This window comes from Candidatus Eisenbacteria bacterium (assembly GCA_018831195.1).
Lineage (GTDB): Bacteria > Eisenbacteria > RBG-16-71-46 > CAIMUX01 > JAHJDP01 > JAHJDP01.
In genome coordinates this window covers 13,440-25,763 of record JAHJDP010000056.1, presented here as the reverse complement: position 1 = coordinate 25,763, position 12,324 = coordinate 13,440, and the positions used below count along the sequence as shown (strand labels likewise).

Here is a 12,324-nt window from a genome sequence, read left to right as displayed (position 1 = left end):
TGATCACCTAGCCCTTGATGACGGCTTGGATGCTGGCGCGCGAGAACTCGATTTTCACATCCTCACCGACCTTGAGCACCACGATATCATCTTTGATCCCGATGACGGTTCCGTACATCCCGCCGCTTGTCAGGACCCGGTCTCCCTTCGTCAGGGATTCGAGAAGTTTCTGGTGCTCCTTTTGACGCTTCTGTTGCGGCCGAAGAATGAGAAAGTAAAAGATGGCGATGAAGGAGACGAAGAGGAACAGCATCTGGATCATCCCGCCTCCCTGAGCCTCCCCGGCCTGTCCGCCCCCACCCGCCATGAACATCATTGCAATCCCCAACACCATTTGGACCTCCTTGAATTCGGTAGTACTGAATGCCGAAGTTATCCTCTCTCTTCGGGCCCTTCTGTCCAGCGTTGAATCGTCTCCCGCCGCCACGCGGCGAAAGAACCCAGGTCAATCGAACGGCGCACATCCTTCATGAGTTTCAAGTAGTAGTGGATGCTATGCAATGTCGCAAGACGGGGTCCCAGCATCTCGCCCACATTAAATAGATGCCGGAGATAAGCCCGGGAATAACGCCGGCAGGTCGAACAGTCGCAATCGGGATCGAGGGGGCGCTCATCCTCTGCATATGTCCTGTTTTTGACAACGAGTTTGCCGCGCGAGGTGAAGACGGTGCCGTTCCTGGCGTTACGGGTCGGCAGCACGCAATCGAACATATCATATCCGAGTCCAACCGCCGTCACGATATCCTCCGGCGTCCCAACACCCATCAGGTAGTGGGGTCTCTCATCGGGCAGGTGCCGGAGACTCACCTCGGCCAGCGGCCAGCGTTCTTCGGGCGGCTCCCCGACCGATAATCCGCCCACCGAGTATCCGTCCATCTCCAAATCCCGGAGACGCTGGGCCGACGCCTCGCGCAAATCGGGATAGACGCTCCCCTGCACAATCCCAAAGAGGGCCCGGTCGGTATAACCTCTCCCATCAAAAGCGACACGGCTGGCTCTGACCCATTGCAATGTCAATCGCAGATCCTCGCGGGCGCGGGCCCGGTCGCAGGGATAGGGTGAGCAGACATCGAGGGGCATCAGGATATCGCTCCCAATCGCCTCCTGAATTTCGATCGTCCGCTCGGGGGTCAAATAATGTCTGGACCCATCCTTGTGGGAGGCGAACTCCACCCCATCTTCGCGGATCTTGCGCAAATCGGACAGGCTGAAGACCTGATATCCGCCGCTGTCGGTCAGGATGGCGCGCGGCCAGGACATGAGCCGGTGAAGCCCTCCAAGCCGGCTCATCCGTTCGGGACCGGGCCGGAGAAGAAGGTGATATGTATTGCCCAGGATGATTTGAGCCCCCGCGGCCTCCAGCTCAGCCGAATCGAGTGTTTTGACGGAGGCCTGGGTACCCACGGGCATAAAAACGGGTGTGTCGATGCGATGCCCACCCACCTCGAGGAGGCCGGTGCGGGCGCCGCTATTAGAATCCCGGCTTCTTATTTGAAAGGTCAGCACGCTTTCTCCCTCAAAGGATCAACATCGCATCACCATAGCTGTAAAAGGCGTACTTTTGTAAGACCGCCGTTCTATAGGCCGAGAGAACCTCCTCCCGGCCTCCAAAAGCGCTGACCAGCATGAGCAGCGTCGAACGTGGAAGATGGAAATTCGTGATCAGTGCATCGGTAACCTGAAATGTATAAGGCGGATGGATAAAGAGCCGCGTGCGCCCGCCGCCCGGTGGACAGAGCGGTCCCGCAGGCGACCGTTCCGCGGCCGCGGCTTCGACGGCGCGAACCGTGGTCGTCCCCACGCAGACTATCCGGCCCCCCGCCCGGCGCGTCTCCTCCACAGCCCGCGACGCCGCTTCGGGTATCTCATACGATTCAGGATGCAGCCGGTGCCGGCGCAGATCCCTTTCCCGCACCGGCCGGAAGGTACCCGGCCCGACATGCAGGATGACCGACGCCGTGCAAACACCCATCCCCCGGATTTTGTCCAGCAGCTCCTTTGTAAAGTGCAACCCCGCGGTCGGCGCCGCGATCGATCCGGGTTGTTTCGCATAAACGGTTTGATACCGCTCGCGATCTTCTTCCGTATCCTCCCTGCGAATATAGGGCGGAAGCGGCATATGGCCGCAATGCGCCAGGAGATCCTCGACCCGCCCGGTTCCCTCGAGCCGCAGTCGATGCATTCCCTCCTCCAGCGCCCTTTCCTCAACAACTACCCGCCAACCGTCTTCAAGCTCAATAATGGAGCCCGGCCGTCCCGCCCGGGCGGGGCGGATCATGCCGAAATAGTTCCGCTGGGCCGGTTCCGGATTCTCTGCGGCCGATTCTACAAGCAGAATTTCAGCGCGCCCGCCGGTCGGTTTCTTTCCAAAGAGGCGGGCGGGAATGACGCGGCTTTCATTCAGGAGCAATAGATCCCCGGCGCTCAGAAAATCGGGAAGGTCCTTGAAAACCCGGTGGTCCAAAGATCCCACCCGCCGATCCATAACCAGCAGACGGGACCTATCCCGCAAAGTGGCGGGCCACTGGGCAATGCGCTCTTCAGGAAGATGATAATCGTATGCACCTGCATCCACCGGTGGATCCTTTATGTGAAGAGACCGGGAGGCTTGGGCTTGAGTTTGGCATCGATCCCCAGCGCTTGATAGGCCCGCACCGCGGCTTCCCGGCCTCGCGGTGTGCGTTCGATATATCCTTCCTGCAAAAGAAAAGGTTCATGGACCTCTTCAATCGTATCGGGCTCCTCTCCGAGACAGGCCGCCAACGTGTTGAGGCCGACCGGGCCGCCGCTGAATTTAACAATAATCGTTTCTAAAATTTTTCGATCCATTTCATGGAGCCCGTCTTCACCGACCTGCAGGAGTTCGCAAGCCTGCAGTACGGTGTGTTTGTCGACGTCTCCCGTGCCCCGAACCTGGGCGTAATCCCGCACCCGTCTCAAGAGCCGGTTGACGATCCGCGGTGTTCCCCTCCCGCGCTTGGCCAATTCCTCGGCGACTTCCCCCTCGAGAGGACATTGTAAAATCCTTGCCGACCTCTCGACGATCTTCATAAGTTCTACAATATTGTAAAAATCGACCCTTCCCACAAAGCCGAACCGGGATCGCAGCGGCGCGCTGAGGCGCCCCGAGCGCGTCGTTGCGCCGACAAGGGTGAAAGGATGAAGCTTCAATCGAACGCTTCGGGCCGAGGGCCCCCGGTCAAGAAGGATATCCAGCCTTTGATCCTCCATCGCCGGGTAAAGATATTCTTCAATGGTCCGGCTCAGGCGATGGATCTCATCCACAAAAAGAATTCCCTTCGGTGGCAGGCCGGTCAGAATGCCAACGAGATCGGCGGCCCGTTCGAGGGCCGGACCGCTGGTGACGACAAGCCGGGTGCCCATTTCTCCGGCAAGAAGGGTCGCGAGGGTCGTTTTCCCCAGACCGGGGGGACCGGAAAGGAGGATATGCTCAAGGGGCTCATCCCGGGCCGTGGCCGCCTCAACGAGAATCCGCAGATTCTCCCGAAGTCCGTCCTGCCCAACGAATTCATTCAGCGACTTCGGACGAAGTCCCCCTTCAAGACTCCGATCTCCATCCTGAAGGATCGGGTCTGTGACCCTTGGCGTCTGCGCCATTCTGTCGGATTCCTTTTCGATCACGGAACGAAGGTTATCACAACATGTTGTCACTCACAATGACCAAGGGATGCAGGTCAAGGGACCTTCTTGAGGATCCGATAATCCTAGAGGAGCCTGGACCACCGAAGGAACCGGGCCCTTTATGGAAGGGTTTGAAAATTGAGAGGGTGTTGGATAGCGTTCCAAACAGGGATTCAAGGAAGAACCCCAAGGGACCGCGAGACAACGGTTCACCTTCTTGACTCTCTCCTTGATCCCTCCGTGAAGGAGCCAATACTCTGGCAAGCGGGTGTCGGCGGTTGAGTTCCCGAAATGAAATGTGGGTTGGATTTTGGCCCGGAATGGAGGGATGGCGATGCCATTGACCACCAATGATTTTATGGAATTAGTCAAAGCCCGTCTACGACCCGATGTTTTTCGGGATCACCACTGGACCGGGACCTTTAATGACTATATGCAAATCGTGCTGCATGACCCAAGAGTGACACGGACGGCTTTCCAGCGCGTCTATGACATGATCCTCTCTCACGGCACTGAGGAATATATCGAGTTCAAGAAAACGATCACACGGTACAAGTTCTTCGACGATCTGGCGAATGATGGAGCTGATGCTATCTTCGGCCTCGAGATTCCTTTGATGAAACTTGTGAACATTTTTAAGGCGGCTGCATGCCGTTACGGACCGGAAAAGAGAGTGTTGCTCCTTCACGGACCGGTGGGATCGGCAAAATCGACCATTGCCCGACTCCTGAAGCGGGGGCTTGAGGATTATTCAAAATCGCCGGAGGGACGGCTCTTCTCGTTCGGGTGGAAAATGGATCTCCAGAATCCGGCCAGCGAACCCTGCCCGATGCATGAGGAACCTCTTCACCTCATACCGATGGAAATACGTGGCGGGATCATCCGCGAATTGAATCAACGTCTGGACAAGGATTATAAAGTATTTGTCGAGGGAGATCTATGTCCTGCTTGCCGGCGCAATTTTGATGATTTGCTTCACCAATACAATGGCGACTGGTCTCAAATTCTGAATCATATCGTTGTTCATCGGATCATCATGTCTGAAAAAAACCGCATCGGTATCGGAACCTTCCAGCCCAAAGACGAGAAGAATCAGGACTCGACCGAGCTGACCGGCGATATCAACTATCGGAAAATCGCCATGTATGGAAGTGACTCTGATCCCCGCGCCTTTAATTTTGACGGTGAGTTCAATGTCGCCAATCGCGGCATAATTGAATTCATTGAGGTTCTGAAGCTTGATGTCGCCTTCTTGTATGACCTCTTGGGCGCCAGCCAGGAACACAAAATCAAACCAAAGAAGTTCCAGCAAACGGATATCGACGAAGTCATCATCGGCCATACAAATGAACCCGAATACCGTAAATTGCAAAAAAATGAATTCATGGAAGCGTTGCGGGATCGAACGGTCAAAATCGATATTCCATATATCACAAAGCTCGATCAGGAAATAAAGATCTATATGAAGGATTACAGCCAGGATATGATCCATGGCAAACATGTGGCCCCCCACACTCTTGAGATGGCTAGTATGTGGGCCGTGCTGACACGTCTTGAACAGCCCAAAAAGGCCGATTTGTCATTAATACAAAAACTAAAATTGTATAATGGGAGAAGCCTTCCCGGTTATACGACGGATAACATCAAGGAATTGCGCAAGGAGGCGGAACGCGAGGGCATGGAAGGAATCAGCCCGCGCTATGTCCAGGACAAGGTTTCAAACGCCCTGGTATCAGATCGCGCCGGTAATTGCATCAATCCTTTCATGGTTCTCAACGAGCTTGAATCCGGCCTCAAACATCACAGTCTCATAACAAGTGAAGATCTCCGGCGCCGATACCGTGAGCTGCTGAATGTCGTAAAGGAGGAGTTTGAACAGATTGCGAAAAACGAAGTACAGCGGGCGATCAGCGCGGATGAAGAGGCGGTCAACAAGCTTTTCGCGAATTATGTCGATCATGTAAAAGCCTATACACAGAAGGAAAGGGTAAAGAATCCTTATACGGGACAAGACGAGGATCCTGACGAACGCCTTATGCGATCCGTCGAGGAAAAGATCGACATCCCAGACAGCCGCAAGGATGACTTCCGCAAGGAAATCATGAACTACATTGGGGCTTTGTCATTGGAAGGAAAGAGTTTCAGCTACAAAGACAATTCGAGATTGCAGAAAGCGCTTGAGTTAAAACTCTTTGAGGACCAGAAGGATTCGATTAAATTGACAAGTTTGGTTTCAAGCGTGGTTGATGCCTCAACCCAGGAGAAGATTGACGTCGTCAAAACCCGTTTAATGAAAGAGTACGGATATTGTGAAATCTGTGCGGTGGATGTCTTGAGCTACGTCGCCAGCATTTTCGCCCGAAGTGAATCCAACAATGGGGACTGATAAAACGGACGATCGATATCCAACATTTTCCGCGGGGGTGGTGACGGACTCATGATATTGCGAATCAACAGAGACCATAGTCGCTTCCGCGAAATTGTTAAGGGTCGCATCCGTGAAGATTTCCGGAAATATATCACCAAAGGAGAAATGATCGGCCGAAAGGGCCGGAATATCATTTCGATTCCCGTTCCCCGGATCGACATACCGAAATTCCGCTATGGCTCCAACGAAGGGGGCATCGGGCAGGGCAAGGGAGCTGCGGGCGATCCATCACAGAGCGGGCAAGAAGGCGCCGGCACTGCGGGAGATCAGCCCGGTGCGCACATCCTGGAAGTTGATATTACTCTGGAAGAACTCGCCGAGATGATGGGCGAGGAACTGGAATTGCCGAGGATCAAACCGAAGGGCTCCAAACATATCATTGAGCGGAGAGATCGGTACAGCGGCATCCGCGCCTCGGGTCCCGAGAGTCTTCGCCATGTTAAACGAACCTACAAAAAGAGCCTCAAACGGCAAATTGCATCAGGCACCTATGACTTCAAGCGCCCCATCATCATTCCTATCAAAGAAGATAAGGTCTATCGCTCTTGGAAATCAGTCCCCGCTCCCCGCGCCAATGCGATTGTTTTCTACATTATGGATGTCAGCGGTTCCATGGGCGACGACCAAAAGGAAATCGTGAGGATAACATCCTTCTGGATCGACACTTGGCTCCGCTATCAATATCAGGATGTCGCCATACGCTACATCGTCCACGATGCCGCCGCCCGCGAGGTTGATCAGCACACCTTTTATCATCTGAAGGAGAGCGGCGGGACGAAAATATCGAGCGCCTATAATATGCTGCAGAAGATTCTCGATGAGGAATACAATCCCGAAGAATGGAATATCTATACATTCCAATTTTCAGATGGGGACAATTGGGGCACTGGAGACACCGAAAACTGTCTGAAGCTTCTCGAGGAAAAAATTCTTCCGATTTCAAACCTCTATGCCTATGGGCAAGTGGAATCGCCTTACGGCAGCGGCCAATTCCTTAAGGATTTGACATCCCATTTCAAAGAATGTGGAAACCTTATTTCCGCCAATATCCCATCGAAGGAGATGATTTACGAGACCATCCGCACCTTCCTGGGCACCGGGCGCTGAGGAGAAGAATCCCATGTCCCTCCCGCCACATCTCAGAGAGCAGGCCGCGAGAATTGCCGATATCGCTCACAGCTATGGTTTAGATTTCTATCCGACTATATTCGAGGTTGTCACATGGGAAGAGCTGACCGAGGTCGCCTCATACTGCGGTTTCCCGATTCGATACCCTCACTGGCGCTTCGGCATGGAATATGAACGGCTGATGAAGGGTCATATCTACGGGCTGAGCCGAATCTATGAACTGGTGATCAACCACAACCCCTGTTACGCCTATCTTCTCGAAGCCAATGAAGATCTGGATCAGAAACTGGTGATGGCTCACGTTTATGCCCATTGCGATTTCTTCAAAAACAACCGCTTTTTTGATGACACTGATCGAAAAATGATTAACCAAATGGCACATCACTCATCCAGTGTCCGCCGATGGATGGAGACGTTCGGTGTGGATGCCGTGGAGCAATTCATCGATGTGGCCTTGTCGCTGGAAAATCTCATAGATATCCACTCACCTCCGGATCGACCTGCTTTGATCAGTGGTGATGTCGATCGAGAGAAGATCCCTTCGATCCAGAAACTCCGCAGCAAAGAGTATATGGATGAGTTTATCAATCCGCAGAAATTCCTCGAGGAGCAGAGAAGGAAAATAATGGAAGAACGGGAGCGGAATCGTAAGTTCCCTCAGAAACCAGAGAGGGATATCCTCTGGTTTCTTATCCAGCATGCCCCGCTAGAGCGATGGCAAAGGCAGATGCTCGAAATCATCCGGCGTGAGGCCTATTACTTCATCCCCCAAATGCAGACGAAGATTATGAATGAGGGCTGGGCGACCTATTGGCATTCCCGGATCATGACAGAGAAAGTTTTGGATCCGAGTGAGGTTATCGACTACGCGGATCGGTGCGCCGGAATCCTGGCCATGCCTCACGGGAGTGTGAACCCCTATAAGATCGGTGTCCAACTTTGGCGGGACATAAAGGAAAGGTGGGACAAGGGCCGCTTTGGCAAAGAATGGGAAGAATGCGACAATCTCGCCGAGAAAAGCAACTGGGACAAAAATCCGCGACTGGGCGAACAAAAGATCTTTGAAGCCCGGCGAATATATAATGATATCACCTTTATTGATGAGTTCTTGACCCGTGAATTTTGCATCGAACACCAGCTGTTTACATTTGAATGGAATGAAAATACGAATCGTTATGAAATACAAAGCCGGGATTTTAAAAAAATTAAGGAGAAATTGCTCTTCAGTCTCACCAATGCTGGAAATCCGATCATTCTCATTGAGAACGGCAACTACAAGAATCGAGGCGAACTCCTCCTCTTCCACGAACATCAGGGTGTGGATCTGGACCGCAATTATGCCTGCGATACCCTGCGCAATCTCTCCCGGGTTTGGGGCCGGCCGGTTCATGTGACGACCCGGCTGAAGGACAAATCGAAAATCTATTCACACGACGGGGAAACATTCTCTGAAGAGGATATCAAGACCTGAAAATCCACATGAATTGGCGGTATCCTTTCCCGGCGCTGGAACCCCACCTCGACCTTTGGCATACTTCAGATAATGCTAATGAGGATTATAAAGCGTCTGAGCCCCGCGCTCTCTGAGCTCATTCCACTGCTGGGCCGTTACCGGAGGCGGCTCCTCATCGGGTGCCTTTGGCTGCTCTTGACCAATCTTACGGCCAGCGGCATCCCCTGGATCCTCAAATCCGGTGTTGATTCTCTCAAGACCGAACCCAGCCAAAGGATCGTCCTGCTGCATGCCGGAGCAATTATCCTCGCCGCGGTGATCGGGGGCTATTTTCTCTTCTTGATGCGGAGGTGGCTGATCGGCGCCAGCCGGGAAATGGAATTCGACCTGCGCAACCGCTTCTTTTCCCATCTTCAAACACTCTCACAAGATTTTTTCCTGCGGCATCCGACAGGTGATCTCATGGCCAGAGCCACCAATGACCTGAGCGCGGTGAGAGATGTTCTGGGCCCCGGTATCATGTATTTTCTGAATACAATCGCTTCCGTCTCCATGGCCCTCGTTCTGATGTTTCGTATTGATCCCATGCTGACAGCAGTGGCCGTTCTGCCCTTCCCCATCCTGGCTTTTGCCGTCCAACGCTTTGCTGTCACACTGCACATCCGCTCCCGCGATGTCCAAGATCAGTTCGGCGTCATGAACAATATGCTCCAAGAGGACCTTTCAGGTATCCGGGTCATAAAATCCTATGTCAAGGAATCGCAGGAGCAGGAGCTCTTCGCCCGCCTGAATGAGGATTATAGAGACAAGAACCTTTCGCTCATCCGCGCCCGGGCTCTCTTTTTTGCGACGATGGCTCTCCTTGTGGGTGTGGGGCAATTGATCCTCCTCTGGCTGGGAGGTATCCGCATCATGGGGGGGCAAATCAGTCTGGGCGGTTTCGTCGCCTTCAACGGCTATCTGGCTCTCATGACCTGGCCCTTCATCGCCCTCGGTTGGGTTATGGCCATGGTCCAACGCGGCGAAGCCTCGATGGCCCGGCTGGCCGAAATTATCAACGCCACCCCGACAATCATCTCCCCCCCATCCGCCCACCATTCCAGGACGACTCACGGCGAACTGGTATTTGAAAATGTCTCATTGGTCTACCCCGGCGCCACTCATCCTTCACTTGAGGATGTCAGTTTCACAATACCAACCGGTGCAACAGTCGCCATTGTCGGTCGAACCGGTTCCGGCAAATCCTCACTGATCCGCCTGGCGGTGCGGCTCTTCGATCCGACGAAGGGGCGAATCCTCCTCGACGGCATCGACCTCAAGGAATGGGATTTGGCTTCTTTGCGGAAGAAAATCGGTGTAGTTCTTCAAGAGAGCTTTCTTTGGAGCGACACCTTGGCCGGGAATCTTCGTTTTGCGGATCCTGAAGCTGCCGAGGAGGATCTCGATCGCGTTTCCGCACTCGCCCGTTTGGATAAGGATATGAATCAATTCCCAGAGGGATGGGAAACACGCGTGGGAGAACGCGGTGTCACCCTCTCCGGCGGGCAGCGCCAGCGTGTGGCTCTGGCCAGGGCCTTAATGAAACCACCCCCCATTTTGATACTCGATGACACTCTCTCAAGCTTGGACAACATTACACAGGCTGAAATTCTCTCAAACCTGGACCCGATCAAGGGGAATCAGACATTGGTGCTGATCTCCCACCGCATCTCGCTCATCCGCCGCGCGGAAACGATCTTCGTCATGGATCGAGGCCGTTTGGTGGAATCAGGCTCGCATGAGGAACTGTCGGACCGCGGCGGCACTTACTCACAGCTCATTCGAAGGCAAACGCTCCTCCAACAATTGGAAGCCGATGCCTTCCCCGAAGAGGCTTCTTGAGATGTCTCAACGGTCCACGCAAAAAAGCCACTCGGAAGAGGAATCCCTTGGTAAGGTTTATGACCGGATCCTCATGGGGCGTCTTTTTGAATATATCGCTCCCTATCGAGCTCTCATGGCGGCGGGGATCGTTCTGCTTCTGCTTTTATCGCTGGTCGAATTGTCCTTTCCCTACCTCACCAAAACAGCCATCGATGGACCTTTCGCCAACTCGGATTGGCGCGGCCTTATGCGAATCTCGATTATCTTTCTCGCGCTTCAACTGGTGGCATTCTTCCTCCGCTTCGCTCAGATATACACCGCCCAATCGCTGGGCCAGCGGATTATATTTGACCTGAGACGCCGGATCCTTCAGCACATTCATGATCTGGACATGGAAACATTCGACCGGCAGCCGGTCGGTCGACTCATGACCCGGGTTACAAATGATGTGGAGGTTCTCAATCAGCTTTTTACGACAGGACTCGTTAATATCGCCGGTGATCTGATCACACTCTTGGGAATCGTTATCATTCTCTTCCTCCTTAATGTAGAACTTGCAACAGTTTCACTGATTGTTGTCCCCCTGCTTTTTATCGCAACCCACCTTTTCCGCAGCAAAGTCCGAAAAGCCTTTGTTGTGATCCGGGTTAAAACGGCGGCGCTCAACTCATTCATCCAGGAATCGACTCAGGGAATTGCGCTCATTCAGGTTATGAGACGGGAACGTCATCGATACGGCCAGTTTAAAACCATTAACGGCGAGTACCGGGATGCTTATGTCCGGTCCATCTTCTACTACGCTGTCTTCTTCCCTCTGGTCGATGGATTGGAGGAATTGGCCGTGGCCCTGGTGCTCGGCTACGGTGGAGCGAAGATCATTGGCGGTATTCTGACCTTCGGGGCATTGGTGGCCTTTATTCAATACAGCCAAAGGTTCTTCAGACCCATAAGAGATCTCACAGAAAGATATAATACTTTGCAGAGTGCCATGGCCGCCGCTGAACGGATTTTTGCGCTTCTCGATACTGAGGGCCGAATCCAATCCGATTCCAAACCCTATCTGCCTGTAAATGTTCTGGGTGGTGTTGAGTTTAGAAATGTCTCCTTCGCCTATCGGGCGGATCAGCCGGTCCTTGAAGATGTCAGCTTCAACGTCAACCCGGGAGAAACCATCGCCATTGTGGGGCCAACCGGCGCCGGGAAGACAACGATTTCGTCACTGCTTACCCGATTCTATGAGATCCAGACCGGCGCCATTCTTTTGGACGGCATCGATATTCGAAAGTGGGATTTGGTGGCCTTGCGGCACAGCGTCGGAATTGTGCTACAAGATGCTTTTCTATTCTCTGGAACCGTGGCGGAAAATATTCGCCTGCGGGATTCATCCATACCCTACTCCCGCATGGAATGGGCCGCGCGACAAGTTCAGGCGCATGAATTGATTCAGAGATTGCCAAAGGGATATGACACTCCTATCGGAGAACGGGGCGCACGGCTATCGGTTGGTGAGCGCCAGCTTCTTGCCTTTGCTCGGGCCTTGGTCTTTGACCCGCCACTCCTTGTTTTGGATGAGGCGACATCGAGCATTGATTCCGAAACAGAGGCGAGGATTCAACTGGCACTCAGACGATTGGCTTCGGATCGAACATCCATTTTGATCGCCCATCGTCTATCGACTATTCGAGACGCTGGAAAGATCATCGTATTGAATAAAGGGCGTCTGATTGACCAGGGGCCTCATGAGGAGCTTGTGCAACGCTGTTCGATTTACAAGACGCTGTATGAACTTCAGATTCAGGAATCCGTGTAG

At 53.4% G+C, this 12,324-nt stretch carries 9 protein-coding genes; 5 read left to right on the top strand and 4 right to left on the bottom strand.

Features of this window, described 5'->3' with window-relative positions; all coding sequences use genetic code 11:
* Positions 1-7: 7 nt before the first annotated feature.
* From yajC to ruvB, 4 genes are all read right to left on the bottom strand, one after another.
* On the bottom strand, positions 8-307 hold the full coding sequence (gene yajC, locus KJ970_10415) for a preprotein translocase subunit YajC (protein MBU2691326.1): 300 nt from the start codon (positions 305-307) through the stop codon (positions 8-10).
* A 65-nt stretch (positions 308-372) separates the two neighbouring features.
* Positions 373-1,506 (bottom strand): tRNA guanosine(34) transglycosylase Tgt, encoded by a 1,134-nt coding sequence (gene tgt, locus KJ970_10410; protein ID MBU2691325.1) that lies wholly within the window; start codon positions 1,504-1,506, stop codon positions 373-375.
* Between the two features lie 10 nt (positions 1,507-1,516).
* Positions 1,517-2,575 (bottom strand): tRNA preQ1(34) S-adenosylmethionine ribosyltransferase-isomerase QueA, encoded by a 1,059-nt coding sequence (queA, locus tag KJ970_10405; protein ID MBU2691324.1) that lies wholly within the window; start codon positions 2,573-2,575, stop codon positions 1,517-1,519.
* Positions 2,576-2,586: 11 nt separating this feature from the next.
* Positions 2,587-3,618 carry a Holliday junction branch migration DNA helicase RuvB gene (gene ruvB, locus KJ970_10400; protein ID MBU2691323.1) on the bottom strand — a complete coding sequence of 344 codons (1,032 nt, stop codon included), beginning with the start codon at positions 3,616-3,618 and terminating at the stop codon, positions 2,587-2,589.
* Positions 3,619-3,970: 352 nt separating this feature from the next.
* Here ruvB and KJ970_10395 point away from each other — a divergent pair, with 352 nt between their 5' ends.
* The 5 genes from KJ970_10395 to KJ970_10375 all read left to right on the top strand — a co-directional run bounded on the left by KJ970_10395 (position 3,971) and on the right by KJ970_10375 (position 12,324).
* The gene (locus KJ970_10395) at positions 3,971-6,028 is read left to right on the top strand and encodes a serine protein kinase (GenBank protein ID MBU2691322.1); all 2,058 of its coding nucleotides are present in this window, start codon (positions 3,971-3,973) and stop codon (positions 6,026-6,028) included.
* 51 nt (positions 6,029-6,079) lie between these two features.
* Positions 6,080-7,177 carry a DUF444 family protein gene (locus tag KJ970_10390; GenBank protein MBU2691321.1) on the top strand — a complete coding sequence of 366 codons (1,098 nt, stop codon included), beginning with the start codon at positions 6,080-6,082 and terminating at the stop codon, positions 7,175-7,177.
* 13 nt (positions 7,178-7,190) lie between these two features.
* Complete coding sequence (locus KJ970_10385; protein ID MBU2691320.1) at positions 7,191-8,669, top strand: SpoVR family protein; 1,479 nt, start codon at positions 7,191-7,193, stop codon at positions 8,667-8,669.
* A gap of 78 nt (positions 8,670-8,747) precedes the next feature.
* Positions 8,748-10,532, top strand: a complete 1,785-nt coding sequence (locus KJ970_10380; GenBank protein ID MBU2691319.1) for an ABC transporter ATP-binding protein/permease — start codon at positions 8,748-8,750, stop codon at positions 10,530-10,532.
* A gap of 1 nt (position 10,533) precedes the next feature.
* Positions 10,534-12,324, top strand: a complete 1,791-nt coding sequence (locus tag KJ970_10375) for an ABC transporter ATP-binding protein/permease (protein ID MBU2691318.1) — start codon at positions 10,534-10,536, stop codon at positions 12,322-12,324.